The sequence below is a fragment of the Enterobacter sp. CGMCC 5087 genome (assembly GCF_003144775.1).
In the GTDB taxonomy this organism is placed as follows: Bacteria; Pseudomonadota; Gammaproteobacteria; order Enterobacterales; family Enterobacteriaceae; genus Enterobacter; species Enterobacter cloacae_M.
In genome coordinates this window covers 18,053-33,447 of record NZ_QFXN01000069.1, presented here as the reverse complement: position 1 = coordinate 33,447, position 15,395 = coordinate 18,053, and the positions used below count along the sequence as shown (strand labels likewise).

General features: G+C 57.3%; 16 protein-coding genes. 9 read left to right on the top strand and 7 right to left on the bottom strand.

Annotation, left to right across the window (positions count from 1 at the left end; translation table 11 throughout):
- The first annotated feature begins 110 nt into the window (after window positions 1-110).
- The 4 genes from DEO48_RS06405 to DEO48_RS06390 are packed head-to-tail and all read left to right on the top strand — an operon-like array spanning window position 111 to window position 4,144.
- Window positions 111-1,109, top strand: a complete 999-nt coding sequence (locus DEO48_RS06405; RefSeq protein ID WP_109844669.1) for an ABC transporter substrate-binding protein — start codon at window positions 111-113, stop codon at window positions 1,107-1,109.
- Entirely contained in the window at window positions 1,109-2,146 is a 1,038-nt protein-coding gene (locus tag DEO48_RS06400; protein ID WP_045908496.1) for an iron ABC transporter permease, read from the top strand. Before DEO48_RS06405 ends, DEO48_RS06400 begins: the two co-directional genes overlap by 1 nt.
- A complete protein-coding gene (locus DEO48_RS06395; RefSeq protein ID WP_045908495.1) occupies window positions 2,146-2,907 on the top strand; it encodes an ABC transporter ATP-binding protein in 762 nt (253 codons plus the stop codon). The genes DEO48_RS06400 and DEO48_RS06395 overlap by 1 nt, the downstream gene beginning before the upstream one ends.
- 16 nt (window positions 2,908-2,923) lie before the next feature.
- A complete protein-coding gene (locus tag DEO48_RS06390) occupies window positions 2,924-4,144 on the top strand; it encodes an MFS transporter (RefSeq protein ID WP_063622358.1) in 1,221 nt (406 codons plus the stop codon).
- A 5-nt stretch (window positions 4,145-4,149) separates the two neighbouring features.
- On the opposite strand, the gene DEO48_RS06385 is transcribed toward DEO48_RS06390, so the two are convergent.
- The gene (locus DEO48_RS06385) at window positions 4,150-4,494 is read right to left on the bottom strand and encodes a nitrous oxide-stimulated promoter family protein (RefSeq protein ID WP_045418265.1); all 345 of its coding nucleotides are present in this window, start codon (window positions 4,492-4,494) and stop codon (window positions 4,150-4,152) included.
- A 175-nt stretch (window positions 4,495-4,669) separates the two neighbouring features.
- Between DEO48_RS06385 and DEO48_RS06380 the strand changes: the two genes are divergently transcribed.
- Complete coding sequence (locus DEO48_RS06380) at window positions 4,670-4,900, top strand: SymE family type I addiction module toxin (protein WP_109844668.1); 231 nt, start codon at window positions 4,670-4,672, stop codon at window positions 4,898-4,900.
- 113 nt (window positions 4,901-5,013) lie between these two features.
- Entirely contained in the window at window positions 5,014-7,575 is a 2,562-nt protein-coding gene (gene mutS / locus DEO48_RS06375) for a DNA mismatch repair protein MutS (protein ID WP_109844667.1), read from the top strand.
- A 93-nt stretch (window positions 7,576-7,668) separates the two neighbouring features.
- Here the strand turns inward: mutS and DEO48_RS06370 are convergent, their stop codons facing one another.
- The 3 genes from DEO48_RS06370 to DEO48_RS06360 are packed head-to-tail and all read right to left on the bottom strand — an operon-like array spanning window position 7,669 to window position 9,920.
- Window positions 7,669-7,890, bottom strand: a complete 222-nt coding sequence (locus DEO48_RS06370) for a non-oxidative hydroxyarylic acid decarboxylases subunit D (protein ID WP_003862116.1) — start codon at window positions 7,888-7,890, stop codon at window positions 7,669-7,671.
- A gap of 10 nt (window positions 7,891-7,900) precedes the next feature.
- Window positions 7,901-9,328, bottom strand: a complete 1,428-nt coding sequence (locus DEO48_RS06365; protein ID WP_047348031.1) for a non-oxidative hydroxyarylic acid decarboxylases subunit C — start codon at window positions 9,326-9,328, stop codon at window positions 7,901-7,903.
- The gene (locus DEO48_RS06360) at window positions 9,318-9,920 is read right to left on the bottom strand and encodes a non-oxidative hydroxyarylic acid decarboxylases subunit B (RefSeq protein ID WP_023308983.1); all 603 of its coding nucleotides are present in this window, start codon (window positions 9,918-9,920) and stop codon (window positions 9,318-9,320) included. The genes DEO48_RS06365 and DEO48_RS06360 overlap by 11 nt, the downstream gene beginning before the upstream one ends.
- Window positions 9,921-10,092: 172 nt before the next feature.
- On the opposite strand from DEO48_RS06360, the gene DEO48_RS06355 reads away from it, so the two are divergent.
- Complete coding sequence (locus tag DEO48_RS06355) at window positions 10,093-10,500, top strand: MarR family winged helix-turn-helix transcriptional regulator (RefSeq protein ID WP_023308984.1); 408 nt, start codon at window positions 10,093-10,095, stop codon at window positions 10,498-10,500.
- Here the strand turns inward: DEO48_RS06355 and DEO48_RS06350 are convergent.
- On the bottom strand, window positions 10,497-11,384 hold the full coding sequence (locus tag DEO48_RS06350; protein WP_109844682.1) for a LysR family transcriptional regulator: 888 nt from the start codon (window positions 11,382-11,384) through the stop codon (window positions 10,497-10,499). The two genes, DEO48_RS06355 and DEO48_RS06350, sit on opposite strands and share 4 nt — an antisense overlap.
- A gap of 108 nt (window positions 11,385-11,492) precedes the next feature.
- On the opposite strand from DEO48_RS06350, the gene DEO48_RS06345 reads away from it, so the two are divergent.
- Together DEO48_RS06345 and DEO48_RS06340 are read left to right on the top strand one after the other, a co-directional pair.
- Window positions 11,493-12,695: an MFS transporter gene (locus DEO48_RS06345; RefSeq protein WP_109844666.1), complete on the top strand. Its 1,203-nt coding sequence runs from the start codon at window positions 11,493-11,495 to the stop codon at window positions 12,693-12,695.
- Window positions 12,692-13,072 carry a DUF4440 domain-containing protein gene (locus DEO48_RS06340; RefSeq protein WP_109844665.1) on the top strand — a complete coding sequence of 127 codons (381 nt, stop codon included), beginning with the start codon at window positions 12,692-12,694 and terminating at the stop codon, window positions 13,070-13,072. The genes DEO48_RS06345 and DEO48_RS06340 overlap by 4 nt, the downstream gene beginning before the upstream one ends.
- Window positions 13,073-13,125: 53 nt before the next feature.
- Here the strand turns inward: DEO48_RS06340 and rpoS are convergent, their stop codons facing one another.
- Both rpoS and nlpD read right to left on the bottom strand, forming a co-directional pair.
- Window positions 13,126-14,118, bottom strand: a complete 993-nt coding sequence (rpoS, locus tag DEO48_RS06335) for an RNA polymerase sigma factor RpoS (RefSeq protein ID WP_008499600.1) — start codon at window positions 14,116-14,118, stop codon at window positions 13,126-13,128.
- 59 nt (window positions 14,119-14,177) lie between these two features.
- Window positions 14,178-15,302, bottom strand: a complete 1,125-nt coding sequence (nlpD, locus tag DEO48_RS06330; protein ID WP_029741538.1) for a murein hydrolase activator NlpD — start codon at window positions 15,300-15,302, stop codon at window positions 14,178-14,180.
- Window positions 15,303-15,395 lie beyond the last annotated feature (93 nt).

The window sequence follows — 15,395 nt, the reverse complement described above, 5'->3', positions numbered from 1 at the left end:
CCCTGCGCAATGTCCCTCATTGACACAAAATCGTTTCCTCTGTATAAAATTCCGCCTTAATAATGAGTTTCATTTGCATCAATAATAATATTAATCAAGGGTAGCGTTTCATGAAGAAGGTCATCTGCGCGTTAGGCCTAGCGGTTGCGTCGGTCAGTTCTGCTCTGGCAACCACATATCCTCTGACCATTGAAAACTGTGGCTATAAAGAGACATTCACCAAAGCGCCGGAACGCGTCGTGGCCCTGGGTCAGAATACCGTCGAAATCTTGCTCCTGCTGGGGCTGGAAGATAAGGTGAAGGCCAGCGCCTTCTGGCCGACGAAAGTGTTGCCGCAGCTCGCGGAACAGAACGCAAAAATCAAAACCCTGACGGTCGAAATCCCTACCCTTGAATCCGTGCTTGCGCAAAATCCCGACTTTGTCCCCGCCCAAACGCCGCTGTTGCTGGGGCCGGAAAGCAAGGTCGCAAAACGCGACGATCTGATGACCCTGGGCGTGAACAGCTACGTGTCACCGGGCATGTGCGCGACCAAAAAAGCCACGGGCGATATGTACGGCAGCCGCCAGAAACTGTGGGGTATGACGTATCTCTATCAGGAGATTGAGGATTTCGCCAAAATCTTTAACGTTGAAGACCGCGGTCAGGCCGTGATTGCCGATTTCAAAAAACGTGAGGCCGACCTGCGTAAGGAATTCGGCAAGAACAAAAAAGACCTCTCGTTTGTCTTCTGGTTCTCCAGCTCATCCCCCTCTGCGGACGCCTACGTAGGCGGTAAAAATAGCCCCTCCGGGTTTATTGCGAGCCTGATGGGCGGGCATAACGCCATCACCTCCGAGACCGAATGGCCAACCGTGGGCTGGGAAAGCATTATTGCCGCCAATCCGGATGTGATTGTGGTCTCCAGCCTGGACCGCAACCGCTGGGCGCTGGATAACGCGGAAGAAAAAATCAAATTCCTGAAGAGCGATCCTGCCGTCAGCCAGCTGGACGCGGTGAAAAAAGGCCACATCGTGGTGATGGACGGTCAGGCCATGAACCCGACGATTCGCACGATTTACGGGGCTGAGCAGGTCGGCGAACAGCTCAGAAAGCTGGGGCTGAACTGATGACAATCGCCGTTCTTCAGGCCCGGCAGAGCCTGGTTCTGACGACCTCGGCTTTGCTCGCCCTGGTACTGCTATTTCTGGTGATCGCCCTGAGCGTCAGCGTCGGCGAGCTGTCCATCCCGCTTGATAACGTGTTTTACGCCATCAGCAATAAAATGGGGCTCACCGAGGTTCCGCTCACTCGCATCTATGAAAGCGTGATCTGGGACTTTCGCCTGAGCCGCGCGCTGGTGGCGGCCTGCTGCGGCGCGGGGCTGGCCATCTGCGGTGCCGTATTGCAGAGCTTGCTGAAGAACGCGCTGGCGGAACCCTACGTGCTCGGCGTGTCCGCGGGCGCGTCGACCGGGGCGGTTTCTGTTGTCGTATTGGGGATCGGCACCGGTGCGGTCTCCCTTTCTGCCGGTGCCTTCGCCGGGGCATTCGCCGCGTTTGCGTTTGTCGCGTTTCTGACGAACGGCGCGCGCGGCGGGAATGAACGTACTATTCTGGCAGGCGTCGCCGCCTCGCAGCTTTTCAACGCCATTACCGCCTACACCATCAGCACCTCCGCCAGCGCCCAGCAGGCGCGCGACGTGATGTTCTGGCTGCTGGGCAGCTTCAGCGGCGTACGCTGGCCTGAATTCCAGCTGGCACTGGTCGTGGTGCTGATTGGGTTAGCCATTTGCCTCTACTATTCCCGGGCGCTGGATGCCTTTACGTTCGGTGACGACGCAGCCGCGTCGCTGGGCATTGCCGTTCCCTGGGTGCGCCTGGCGCTCTTTACCACCACCGCGCTGATTACCGCAACCATCGTCAGCATGGCGGGGTCAATCGGCTTTGTCGGGCTGGTGGTGCCGCACGTGATGCGTTTCCTGTTCGGGCCGCTGCACCGCACGCTGCTGATTGCCAGCGCGCTGGCAGGCGCGATCCTGATGGTGCTGGCAGACATTGCCTCACGCATGCTGATTGCACCGCAAAGCCTGCCCGTCGGCGTGGTCACCGCGCTGGTTGGCGTCCCCTTCTTTGCCGTGATTATTTACCGTTCAAGGAATAAGTGATGAGCATCTGCGCGGAAAATATTACCTGGAAGGTCGGCAAAAAAGTCATCGTTAATGACGTCTCGCTGAAGGTGTCACGGGGCGAAACGGTAGGACTGCTTGGCCCTAACGGCTGCGGTAAATCCTCTCTTTTACGTATCCTCGCGGGGCTGCGTCGCCCGGATGCTGGCTGCGTCACCCTGGACGGACAGGACATTACCCGCATCGCCAAAAAACAGCTTGCCCGCCGGGTCGCCTTCGTGGAACAGCACGGCATGACTGACGCCAACATGCGCGTGCGCGACGTGGTGAAACTTGGACGTATTCCGCACCACTCCGCCTTTTCCAACTGGAGCACGCACGATGACGAAACCGTCACCGCCGCTCTGCAGCGCGTGGATATGCTGGATAAAAGCGACCAGGGCTGGCTGAGCCTCTCCGGCGGTGAACGTCAGCGCGTCCACATTGCCCGCGCGCTGGCCCAGACCCCGACGGAAATCCTGCTGGATGAACCGACCAACCACCTGGACATTCATCATCAGATGCAGCTGATGCAGTTGATCAGCGAATTACCGGTCACCAGCATTGTCGCCATCCACGATCTCAACCACGCCTCGATGTTCTGCGACTCGCTGATTGTGATGCAGAAAGGGCACATTGTGGCGACGGGAACACCGCAGGACATCCTGTCCGAGTCGCTGCTCTGGGACGTCTTCCGGGTCAAAACCAAAATTGAGATCTCACCGTTCCATGGCAAAAAGCACATTCACTTTATCGTTTAGGGGCGAGTGAACAACGATGCCCCTTCGCCCTGCCACCACGCTCTGGCCGCCCGTCTTACTGGGTAGCCAGTTTGTTTTTAACATCGGCTTTTACGCCGTTGTTCCCTTCCTGGCGATATTCCTGCGCGACGACATGCTGCTCTCCGGCGGGCTGATCGGGCTGATCCTCGGCCTGCGCACCTTCTCTCAGCAGGGGATGTTTATCGTCGGCGGCGCGCTCTCGGACAGGTTTGGCGCGAAAGTCGTTATCCTGAGCGGCTGTATTGTTCGCGTTGCGGGGTATCTGCTGCTGGCGTTCGGAGGATCGCTGTGGCCGATTATTCTGGGCGCATGTTTGACAGGCGTGGGCGGCGCGCTGTTTTCTCCGTCGATTGAAGCATTGCTGGCGAAAGCGGGCACGCACAGCGAGGCGAAAGGTAAACGAAGCCGGGCGGAGTGGTTCGCGCTCTTTGCGGTCTGCGGGGAACTCGGTGCGGTACTGGGCCCGGTTGCCGGCGCCCTGCTCACCGGCCTGGGCTTTCGCCAGGTGGCGCTGGCGGGCGCAGGGGTCTTTATCGTTGCGCTGGTGGTGCTCTACTTTTGCCTGCCCGCGTCACGCCACGCCTCGCGGACGCTGAAGCTCGTTCCCTGGTGGACGACATTCCGCCAGCCCCGCTTTGTCGCCTTTATTATTGCCTATAGCTCGTGGCTTTTGAGCTATAACCAACTCTATCTGGCGTTGCCGGTAGAGATCCAGCGTTCCGGCGGTAACGAGAAAGATCTCGGCCCGCTTTTTATGCTGGCCTCTGTCCTGATCGTGGCGTTACAGCTGCCGCTGGCGCGTTTCGCCCGGCGCGTGGGCGCGGTGAGGATCCTGCCGGTGGGCTTTTTGCTGCTCTCCGCCGCCTTTGCAAGTGTGGCAATGTTTGCGTCGACGGCACCGCCAGAGGGCTGGCTGCGCCTGCTGCCGTCGGTCTGTTTCGTGACGCTGTTGACGCTGGGGCAGATGCTGCTGGTACCCTCGGCAAAGGATCTGATCCCAAGGTTTGCCGAAGAGTCCACGCTGGGGGCGCACTATGGCGCACTCGCCACCGCTGGCGGAGTCGCGGTCCTGACGGGGAATTTGCTGTTTGGCAGTCTGTTGGATCGCGCCCTGGTGCCCTCCACGCAGGCGATGCTTCCCTGGCTGCTGCTGGCCCTCTTCCCGCTCTGCAGCGCGCTGGCCATGAACGTGATTTGCCGCCCGCTCAGAAGCTGAACCGGTCACTTTTTCGGACGATACTTTTCCGGCAGTTCCGGTACGGGACGACGATCATCCATCAGATGACGGACGGTCAGAATCGGGTGACGCCAGAGCATTCGCGGGCCTGCCCAGCGCATAATTTGCTTCATCTCTTCGCGTTTGGCAGGCTGGTAGCAGTGGACCGGACACTGTTTACAGGCAGGCTTTTCCTCCCCGAAAACGCATTTATCCAGGCGCTTATCGGCATAGGCATTTAGCGCCTGATAGTGCCCCTCTTCCGCAGAGGCCTGAGGACACTGCTTCTGATACAGCGCGATCATTTTCGCGATGGTCTCTTTTTCGCGTGAAATTCGTTTACCGGACATAGCGACTTACCGAACAATAAAGTGCAAAAATAATACACCTTTCAATGCAGAATTTCAGTTTTTGCATGCGGTTTTCTGAAGCCTGATTCCAGTTTTAGCCCTGCACCGCCCGACAATCACTGGTATTTTATACAGGCATCAGTAATGACTTTTATCCGTGTTGTCGGGAGACCCTATGCAAGAACTTGCTATCAACAAACCCTACCGCCATTTAAAAGTGGGATATTTTAGAAAGCGCCATGAAGACCGCAATACCAAGATACCGAAGCGCTACAGCGTGCATGCGGCGCTGAGCTTAAAAGGTGACTGGCTTGAAAAAGCGGGATTTACGACCCATTCCCGAGTCAGGGTGGGCGTGGAGCATGGAAAAATTGTCATCGAATTAATGGCGGAAGATGCCTCGTAAAGCCACGACATTTTTCTGCGCCGGACCTTTTTTTCATGCGACAATAGAAGGAACAAACGGCCATTGAGCCCATCAAAACGGTTTATTTTCAAAGAAATGGACATCATAACTCCATGAGCACAATCGACAATTTCGACGCACATACGCCGATGATGCAGCAGTATCTGAAGCTGAAAGCACAGCATCCGGAAATCCTGCTGTTTTACCGTATGGGCGATTTTTACGAGCTGTTTTATGACGATGCTAAGCGTGCATCGCAGCTGCTCGACATCTCGCTGACCAAACGTGGCGCATCGGCAGGCGAACCCATTCCTATGGCAGGTATCCCGCACCACGCGGTAGAAAACTACCTGGCGAAGCTGGTGAATCAGGGCGAGTCCGTTGCCATCTGCGAACAGATCGGCGATCCGGCGACCTCAAAAGGCCCGGTGGAACGCAAAGTCGTGCGCATCGTCACGCCTGGCACCATCAGTGATGAAGCCCTGTTACAGGAGCGCCAGGATAACCTGCTGGCAGCGCTGTGGCAGGACGGTAAAGGGTTTGGCTACGCGACGCTGGATATCAGCTCCGGACGTTTTCGTCTGAGTGAACCGGCTGACCGTGAAACGATGGCTGCCGAACTGCAGCGCACCAACCCTGCAGAATTGCTCTATGCCGAAGATTTCGCTGAAATGGCGCTGATTGAAGGTCGTCGCGGGTTGCGCCGTCGTCCGCTGTGGGAATTCGAAATTGATACCGCGCGCCAGCAGCTGAATCTGCAGTTTGGCACCCGCGATCTGATTGGCTTTGGCGTTGAAAACGCACCGCGCGGGCTGTGTGCGGCAGGTTGCCTCCTGCAGTACGTGAAAGATACCCAGCGCACCGCCCTGCCGCATATCCGATCTATCACCATGGAGCGCCAGCAGGACAGCATCATCATGGATGCCGCCACGCGCCGTAACCTGGAGATCACGCAGAACCTGGCGGGTGGCGTAGAAAATACGCTCGCGTCGGTCCTCGACAGTACGGTTACGCCAATGGGCAGCCGCATGCTGAAACGCTGGCTGCATATGCCGATCCGCAATACCGAGACGCTGGTTTGCCGTCAGCAGACGATTGCCGCGCTGCAGGATCGTTATACCGAGCTGCAGCCGGTCCTGCGTCAGGTAGGCGATCTGGAGCGTATCCTTGCGCGTCTGGCACTACGAACAGCGCGACCACGCGACCTCGCGCGGATGCGCCATGCTTTCCAGCAGCTGCCGGAACTGCGCGCGCAGCTGAGTGACGTTGACAGCGCGCCAGTACAGAAACTGCGCGAAACCATGGGCGAATTTACCGAGCTTCGCGAACTGCTGGAGCGCGCCATTATCGATGCGCCTCCGGTTCTGGTGCGTGATGGCGGCGTGATTGCCCCAGGCTACAACGAAGAGCTGGACGAATGGCGCGCGCTGGCCGACGGTGCGACGGACTATCTCGACAAGCTGGAAATCCGCGAGCGCGAACGTCTTGGGCTCGACACCCTGAAAGTGGGGTATAACGCGGTACACGGTTACTACATTCAGATTAGCCGCGGGCAGAGCCACCTGGCGCCGATTCACTACGTGCGTCGCCAGACGTTGAAAAACGCCGAACGCTACATCATTCCTGAACTGAAAGAGTACGAAGACAAAGTCCTCACCTCGAAAGGCAAGGCGCTGGCGCTGGAAAAACAGCTTTATGACGAGCTGTTTGACATGCTGATGCCTCACCTGGGCGACCTGCAGCAGAGCGCCAGCGCGCTGGCGGAGCTGGACGTGCTGGTCAATCTGGCAGAACGCGCTGAAACGCTTAACTACACCTGCCCGACCTTTACCGATAAGCGCGGCATTCGCATTACCGAAGGCCGTCACCCTGTGGTAGAGCAGGTGCTGAACGAACCGTTCATCGCCAACCCGCTGAGCCTGTCACCGCAGAGAAGAATGTTGATCATTACCGGTCCGAACATGGGCGGTAAGAGTACCTATATGCGTCAGACGGCGCTGATTGCGCTGCTCGCGTATATCGGCAGCTACGTCCCGGCGCAAAACGTGGAGATTGGCCCCATCGACCGCATCTTTACCCGCGTTGGGGCAGCGGACGATCTGGCGAGCGGACGCTCAACCTTCATGGTCGAGATGACCGAAACGGCAAACATTCTGCATAACGCGACGGAGCACAGCCTGGTGCTGATGGACGAGGTCGGACGCGGAACGTCAACCTATGATGGTCTGTCGCTGGCATGGGCCTGTGCGGAAAGCCTTGCGAATAAAATCAAGGCCATGACGCTTTTTGCCACCCATTATTTCGAACTAACGCAGCTGCCGGAGAAAATGGAAGGGGTTGCGAACGTTCATCTGGATGCGCTGGAGCACGGCGATACCATTGCCTTCATGCACACGGTGCAGGATGGCTCGGCGAGCAAGAGCTATGGCCTGGCCGTCGCGGCGCTGGCAGGCGTACCGAAGGACGTGATCAAGCGCGCGCGTCAGAAACTGCGTGAACTGGAAAGCCTGTCACCGAATGCGGCGGCGACGCAGATTGATGGCACCCAGATGTCGCTGCTGATGCCTGCGGAAGAGACGTCGCCTGCGGTGGAAGCGCTGGAGAACCTCGACCCGGATTCACTGACGCCGCGTCAGGCGCTGGAGTGGATTTACAGGTTGAAGAGTCTGGTTTAGTTTTCTGCGGTCTGTTTTGTCGGGTGGCGGCTTCGTCTTACCCGACCTACAAAACCGTAGGCCCGGTAAGCGCAGCGTCACCGGGCTTTTTTTTTACAGCAGCGGCGGGATTGTCGGCACCTGCGGCGCCTCATCAATATCCTTCTGCGTCATGCGGAACGCTTCCGGATAGTGCTCGCGGCTGGTGCGGCGCAGCGGTTCGGTATCGCGCCAGGTATACAAACAATGCTGGCACTGATAAACGGTCCAGACCCCTTTTACCGGCGACGTCGCCATCACTTCAATATGCTCATCGGCACAACGTGGACAAATCATCTTTTCCTCCTTATTGACGTGCTGCCAGCATCGCGGTCAGTTTTTCAGCCCAGGCTTTGGTTTCAGGCAGATCCTGTACCGGCTGGCTGTAGTGGCCCCGGGTGTCCGGCGCGACAGGCGTGGTGGCATCGATAATCAGTTTGTCGGTAATGCCCGCCGGGCTGGAACCGGGATCGAGTTCAAGGACCGACATGTTCGGCAGTTGCACCAGATCGCCTGCCGGGTTCACTTTCGACGACAGCGCCCACATCACCTGCGGAAGGTTGAACGGATCGACATCCTCATCCACCATAATTACCATCTTCACGTAGCCGAGGCCGTGCGGCGTGGTCATGGCGCGTAAACCGACCGCGCGGGCAAAACCGCCGTAGCGTTTTTTGGTGGAGATAATCGCCAGCAGACCGTGGGTATACATCGCATTCACCGCCTGCACTTCCGGGAATTCCGCTTTGAGCTGCTGGTAGAGCGGGACGCAGGTAGCCGGCCCCATCAGGTAGTCAATCTCGGTCCAGGGCATGCCGAGGTAGAGCGACTCAAAAATCGGTTTGGTGCGGTAAGAGACTTTGTCGATACGGACAACCGTCATGTTACGACCACCGGAATAGTGTCCGGTAAACTCGCCGAACGGCCCCTCGATTTCACGCTTGCGGCCTTCAATCACCCCTTCCAGGATCACTTCAGAACCCCACGGCACGTCGAAGCCGGTCAGCGGCGCGGTGGCAATCGGATATGGGCTTTCACGCAGCGCGCCGGCCATTTCATACTCGGACTGATCGTATTTCAGCGGCGTCGCGCCCATCAGGGTAATGATCGGATCGTTGCCGAGGGTAATGGCAATCGGCAGGTCTTCGCCGCGCTCTTCGGCTTTGTGCAGATGCAGAGCGATATCGTGCATCGGTACCGGCTGCAGGCCGAGCTTGCGCTTGCCCTTCACTTCCATGCGGTAGATGCCGACGTTCTGCTTGCCGAAGTTATCCGGGTCAAGCGGATCGCGCGAGACGACGCACGCTTTATCGAGATAGAAACCCCCGTCGCCGTCGTTCAGCCGGAACAGCGGCAGAATATCGAACAGGTTAATGTCTTCACCGTCCACCGTATTCTGCGCCCAGGCCGGGTTGGCGCGGCGCTCCGGTGTAACGGGAAATTTATCCCAGCGGCGGATAAATTCGTCGATCTGTTTTTTTACCGGGGTGTTCGCAGGCAGCCCCATCGAAATGGCGTGGTTCTGCCAGGAGCCGATGGTGTTCATCACCACGCGGGCATCGGTAAAGCCACGAATGTTGTCGAACCACAGCGCGGGCGCGCCGTCGCCAATGCGGCCGGTCGCGTTGGCTGCCGCCGCCAGATCGGGCTCGGCGTTAACCTCTTCCTCAATTTTCAGCAGTTGCCCTTGCTCATCGAGCGCCTGCAGGAAGCTTCTCAAATCATCAAATGCCATCTTTATTCTCCTGTGCAAAATGTTTCGCCTCCCGCAGCCCGTTCCAGCGGCGCGCCTTTTTATGCTCCAGACCGAACTGGTCGAGCACGCGGGTCACGATGTGCTGGGTAATGTCATCGGCGGTTTGCGGGTGGTTGTAATAGGCAGGCATGGGCGGCACCATCGCCACGCCCATGCGGGAAAGGGCAAGCATATTCTCAAGATGAATGGTGCTGAGCGGCGTTTCACGAGGAACCAATACCAGCTTGCGCCCCTCTTTCAGCACCACGTCCGCCGCGCGTCCCACCAACCCTTCGGCGTAGCCCGCGCGGATACCCGCCAGCGTTTTCATGCTGCAGGGAATGACGATCATGCCGTCGGTGCGAAACGAGCCGGAGGAGATGGTGGCGGCCTGGTCAGCCGGACTGTGGACAACGTCAGCCAAAGCAGCAACGTCCTGCGCGGTGTAAGGAGTTTCCAGCTCAATGGTGGTTTTTGCCCACTTAGACATCACCAGATGCGTCTCCACCTCCGGCATTTCCCGCAGCGCCTGCAGCAGCGCCACGCCCAGCGGTGCGCCCGTTGCCCCCGTCATTCCTACTATCAATCTCATTCATCACCTCAATATTTTGTTCGTACACGAACATTATAAATAAGCTACTCCAGGATCGTTTTCCTGACAAGATCGTTCGCACACGATCACACGAATGGCTAAAGGATGCCGCGTTAAAATTGAGAGCAATAGCGGCTATCATAGGGGAGAGATTTTTTCCGTCGGAGTGTTCATGGAACTAAGACAAGAGGCGTTCCACCTGTTACGTCAGCTTTTTCAACAGCATACCGCGCAGTGGCAACATGCCTTACCGGAACTGACCAAGCCACAGTATGCGGTGATGCGCTCTATTGCCGAGCATCCGGGTATTGAACAGGTGGCGTTGACCGAAGTGGCGGTCAGCACGAAAGCGACCCTGGCGGAGATGCTCAGCCGCATGGAGGCGCGCGGTCTGGTCAAACGCGAGCACGATCCGGCCGATAAGCGCCGCCGGTTTGTCTTCCTGACGCCAGAAGGTGAAGCCCTGCTTGCTGGCTGTAAACCGGTTGGCAACGAGGTGGATGAGGCGTTTTTAGGACGTCTTAACAAGGCCGAGCGGGAGCAGTTCTCCGCGCTCATCAAAAAGATGATGCACGATTAATTCACGCTGGCGCGCATAAAATCGATAAAGGTGCGCACCTTCGCCGACACGTGCCGGGCATCGGGATAAACCGCATATATGCCCTGCTGCGCAAAGGTATATCCCGGTAAAACCGGGACCAGTTTTCCCGCATCAAGCGCATCGCGCGCCAGCCATTCCGGCAGTAACGCCACACCTCCGCCAGCAAGTGCAAAGGCCATAAGGGCCTGAGCGCTGTCGGCAAACAGGCGCGGCGCTTTTTTTATCTCCAGCGTTTCAGGCGCACCGCTGGCATCCTTCACCTGCCAGCGCAGCGGCGAGGCCAGACGCTCGTGAATAATCCAGTCCGCGTGGGCCAGCTGCGCAAGCGTTTCGATCGGATGGTTAACCTGCCACCCGGGCGTCGCAACGGGGAGAATAGAGAAGTGCGAAATCAGCGCGGCGTGGTTGCGCGAATCGGCAAGCGTTCCCAGACGGATGGCTACGTCAAAGCGCTCCGAGATAAGGTCGGCATGCAGGGACGACGAAACGTGCCGCACGCGAAGATCCGGGTGCTGCTGGCTAAACCTGGCCAGCAGCGGCACCACCACCTGTGAGCCATACTCGGGCGTAGTCGTGATCCGCAGTTCGCCAGTGAGCCCCGCATGATTCGCGCGGACATCATCCTGCAGCCGTTCCGCATCCTTCAGAAGCGCCACGCTGCGCTGATGAAATAGCGCGCCCGCCTCGGTTAACGTCAGACGGCGGGTGGAGCGCAGCAGCAACGTAACGCCCAGCTCATCTTCTAGCTGGCGAATATTGAAGCTGACCACGGCTTTTGTCAGCCCCATTGCCTCGGCTGCGGCAGTGAAACTGCCCGTGTCGGCCACCGCGACAAACATCTGAGCCCGCTGCAGGTTAATCATCATCACGCCCTTTACTGTCAAAATATTTTTGACAGTATATCGCGCTTTGTCAGGTTTATCCGTGCTTCCCGGATCGATACGATACGCCACCTCACCGGAGGATCCACCATGACGTATCGCAGCAAAGTCGCCGTTGTTTATCTGCTGGGCTTTTTTCTTGATTTAATCAATATGTTTATTGCCAGCGTCGCCTTCCCGGCAATGGCCCAAGCCTTTAACACCACGCCTTCAGCCCTCGCCTGGGTCAGCAACGGGTACATAGCCGGCCTGACGCTGGTGATCCCGTTCAGCAGCGTGCTCACGCGCCGCATCGGGCCTAAGCGCGTCATCCTGCTCTCGCTTTTTCTGTTCAGCGCAGCCTCCGCAGCGGCGGGCCTGTCTGCAACGCTTGAAAGCCTGATCGCCTGGCGAGTACTCCAGGGCGTGGGAGGGGGCTTACTGATCCCCGTCGGACAGGCGCTGACCTGGCAACAGTTTAAGCCTCACGAGCGTGCCCGACTCTCCTCGGCGGTGATGCTGGTCGCGCTGCTTGCCCCGGCCTGCTCCCCTGCTATCGGAGGCCTGCTGGTGCAGACGCTAAGCTGGCGATGGATATTTTTCGCCACGCTACCGGTCGCTGTCGTGACCTTTGTTTTGGCCTGCCTGTGGCTTAAACACGAGATGCCCGCGATGAAAGCGGCCAGACTGCTAAACCTGTCGTTGCTCGCGGACCCGCTTTTGCGTTTTTCGATGCTTGTTTATTTATGCGTTCCCGGCGTATTTATTGGGGTGAACGTCACGGGCATGTTTTATCTTCAGCATGTGGCGAACATGAGCCCAGCCGCAACGGGGATGCTCATGCTGCCGTGGTCCGTGGCATCGTTTATCGCCATCACGGCAACGGGACGCTATTTTAACCGTATCGGCCCCCGACCGCTGATCGTCATCGGCTGCCTGCTGCAGGCGACGGGTATCCTGCTTTTGATTAACGTCAGTTCGGCTACGCTGCTGCCTGCCGTTGCGTTTACCTTAATGGGCGCTGGGGGAAGCCTGTGCAGCAGTACGGCTCAGAGCAGCGCTTTTCTGACGACGCGCCGGGAAGAGATGCCGGATGCCAGCGCGCTGTGGAATCTTAATCGTCAGCTGAGCTTTTTTGCCGGAGCCCTGCTGCTGGCGCAGGCGCTGAACCTGGCGCAGGCCTGGCTGCCACCGCTCGCCGCCTGGCACGGGATGTTTATTTTTGCCGCAGGCATGACCCTGCTGCCTGTACCGTACATTTTTCGTCTTAACAATACGCAGGTGCTCACCCAGCTGCGACAGGAGAATTCATGACGCCTTTCGAACACGACATTATCGACCTCCACATTGCGCTTGAAGGCTGGTTAGGAAAAGGTGAAGGTGATTCCGACGCCCTGCTCGCCCGCTTCAGCCCGGATTTTATGATGATCCCACCGGGCGGCGTTCAGATCGACTATATCGGTCTTGCCAGTTTTCTGGAAAATCAGCGCGGAAGCCGTCCAGGACTGAAAATCGTCATTGACGAATTATCCACGATCCAGCGCTGGGATCGTGGCGCGGTGCTTCACTACCGCGAGACGCAAACCCGGCCAGATCTGCCCGTTAACGTGCGCTGGTCAACCGCGGTGCTCAATCAGGAAGGCGACAAAATAACGTGGCGTCTGCTGCACGAGACGGCGGCACAGCCGTAACACAAAAGAAAAAGGCCCGTCTCACGACGGGCCATTTTTTGACGAAAGGTTGCTTATTCGCGGAACAGCGCTTCGATATTCAGACCTTGCCCCTGCAGGATTTCACGCAGGCGTCGCAGACCTTCAACCTGAATCTGACGAACACGTTCACGGGTCAGGCCAATTTCACGGCCGACATCTTCCAGTGTCGCAGCTTCATACCCCAGTAAACCGAAACGACGTGCCAGCACTTCACGCTGTTTGGCGTTCAGCTCGAACAGCCATTTGACGATGCTCTGCTTCATGTCATCGTCCTGCGTGGTGTCTTCCGGACCGTTGTCTTTTTCATCGGCCAGGATGTCCAGCAGCGCTTTTTCGGAGTCGCCACCCAGCGGGGTGTCAACGGAGGTAATGCGCTCGTTGAGACGCAGCATACGGCTAACGTCATCAACCGGTTTATCGAGTTGCTCGGCAATCTCTTCTGCGCTTGGCTCGTGGTCCAGTTTATGGGACAACTCGCGTGCGGTACGCAGATAAACGTTCAACTCTTTGACGATGTGAATCGGCAGGCGGATCGTACGGGTCTGGTTCATAATAGCCCGTTCGATGGTCTGACGAATCCACCAGGTCGCGTAGGTTGAGAAACGGAACCCGCGTTCCGGGTCAAACTTCTCAACTGCGCGGATGAGACCTAAGTTGCCCTCTTCAATCAGATCCAGCAGAGCCAGACCACGATTGCCGTAACGGCGGGCAATTTTCACGACCAGTCGCAGGTTACTTTCAATCATGCGACGACGCGAGGCTACATCACCACGCAAAGCACGACGTGCGAAATAGACTTCTTCTTCGGCCGTTAGCAGTGGGGAGTAACCAATCTCCCCAAGGTAAAGCTGAGTCGCGTCCAGTACACGCTGTGTGGCACCCTGCGATAACAGCTCTTCTTCAGCCAAATCGTTATCACTGGGTTCCTCTTCTACTAAGGCTTTTTCGTCAAAAGCCTCTACTCCGTTCTCATCAAATTCCGCGTCTTCATTTAAATCATGAACTTTCAGCGTATTCTGACTCATAAGGTGGCTCCTACCCGTGATCCCTGAACGAGACACCCTGGCTGGCATGCCCCGTCAAATTATCGCTGCGGCAAATACTGCAGCGGGTTTACGGATTTCCCCTTGTAACGAATTTCAAAATGCAAGCGTGTAGAACTGGTTCCGGTGCTACCCATAGTAGCGATTTTTTGCCCCGCCTTAACTTCTTGTTGTTCCCGGACCAGCATTGTGTCGTTATGGGCGTAGGCACTCAGGTAATCATCGTTATGTTTGATGATAATAAGATTACCGTAACCGCGCAGAGCGTTACCGGCATACACAACGCGTCCGTCAGCGGTCGCGATGATAGCCTGTCCTTTACTCCCTGCGATATCGATCCCTTTATTTCCCCCCTCGGAGGAAGAGAAGTTCTCGATAACCTTGCCGTCAGTTGGCCAGCGCCATGCAGAGATTGGCGAACTGGAAGTCATACTGCTGGCAGTCGGTTCAGTAGAGCTAACCACAGGTGCCGTCACCGGTGCTGTGACAACAGTCGCAGTCCCTTTATTATTCGGCAACATTTTGTTAGCAGTCTGATCACCTGAATCCTCAGAATACGTAATTACAGGTTGTGAAGCAACCACCGTGGTGGATTTTTGTGCAGGCTTAACGCTGTTATTTTGAGCCGTCACATCGGCCGCTGAAACGGTGTTGCCAGGCGTAAGCGGCGTGCCCGTCGCGTTGCCAACCTGGAGCGTTTGCCCCACTTCCAGACCATACGGGGCCTGGACGTTATTGCGCTGCGCGAGGTCACGGAAATCGTTCCCGGTGATCCACGCAATGTAGAACAGCGTATCGCCGCGTTTCACTGTATAAGTGCTGCCACCGGTATAGCTGCCTTTCGGAATGTTCCCATACTGACGGTTATAGACTATGCGGCCATTCTGGGTCTGAACAGGCTGTTCCACTGGCTGAATCTGTGTCGGCTGCGTCATTGGACGCTGAACCGGCTGGATTGGCGGATTTTGTTGCGCCGTAGAGGTACCCATTTTAGGCGGAGGAGTGATCAACATTCCGCTGGACGTGTTACCCGAGCCGCTGTTTCCGCCGACAGAACTGACGGGCGCAGGCGCGTTGTTAGAACTTGTACAGCCTGCCAGCCAGAGCGAAACCAGTGATAATGCCGCAACACGGCTGATGGTGAATTTAGGGCTTCCCGCGCTCATTTATCCCCCAGGAATGTGTTAACTACCAGTGACTTAAAATTTACCGTGATGACACGAATCTTTCGCGCCACACCATACGCTGAATTTGCCTTA

Coding starts and splice junctions, on each gene's coding strand:
- DEO48_RS06390 (WP_063622358.1), top strand. CDS start 2,924: ATGCCCCTTCGCCCTGCCACCACGCTCTGGCCGCCCGTCTTACTGGGT.
- DEO48_RS06345 (WP_109844666.1), top strand. CDS start 11,493: ATGACGTATCGCAGCAAAGTCGCCGTTGTTTATCTGCTGGGCTTTTTT.
- DEO48_RS06370 (WP_003862116.1), bottom strand. CDS start 7,890: ATGATTTGTCCACGTTGTGCCGATGAGCATATTGAAGTGATGGCGACG.
- DEO48_RS06360 (WP_023308983.1), bottom strand. CDS start 9,920: ATGAGATTGATAGTAGGAATGACGGGGGCAACGGGCGCACCGCTGGGC.
- DEO48_RS06365 (WP_047348031.1), bottom strand. CDS start 9,328: ATGGCATTTGATGATTTGAGAAGCTTCCTGCAGGCGCTCGATGAGCAA.
- DEO48_RS06380 (WP_109844668.1), top strand. CDS start 4,670: ATGCAAGAACTTGCTATCAACAAACCCTACCGCCATTTAAAAGTGGGA.
- nlpD (WP_029741538.1), bottom strand. CDS start 15,302: ATGAGCGCGGGAAGCCCTAAATTCACCATCAGCCGTGTTGCGGCATTA.
- DEO48_RS06405 (WP_109844669.1), top strand. CDS start 111: ATGAAGAAGGTCATCTGCGCGTTAGGCCTAGCGGTTGCGTCGGTCAGT.
- mutS (WP_109844667.1), top strand. CDS start 5,014: ATGAGCACAATCGACAATTTCGACGCACATACGCCGATGATGCAGCAG.
- DEO48_RS06395 (WP_045908495.1), top strand. CDS start 2,146: ATGAGCATCTGCGCGGAAAATATTACCTGGAAGGTCGGCAAAAAAGTC.
- rpoS (WP_008499600.1), bottom strand. CDS start 14,118: ATGAGTCAGAATACGCTGAAAGTTCATGATTTAAATGAAGACGCGGAA.
- DEO48_RS06400 (WP_045908496.1), top strand. CDS start 1,109: ATGACAATCGCCGTTCTTCAGGCCCGGCAGAGCCTGGTTCTGACGACC.
- DEO48_RS06350 (WP_109844682.1), bottom strand. CDS start 11,384: ATGATTAACCTGCAGCGGGCTCAGATGTTTGTCGCGGTGGCCGACACG.
- DEO48_RS06340 (WP_109844665.1), top strand. CDS start 12,692: ATGACGCCTTTCGAACACGACATTATCGACCTCCACATTGCGCTTGAA.
- DEO48_RS06355 (WP_023308984.1), top strand. CDS start 10,093: ATGGAACTAAGACAAGAGGCGTTCCACCTGTTACGTCAGCTTTTTCAA.
- DEO48_RS06385 (WP_045418265.1), bottom strand. CDS start 4,494: ATGTCCGGTAAACGAATTTCACGCGAAAAAGAGACCATCGCGAAAATG.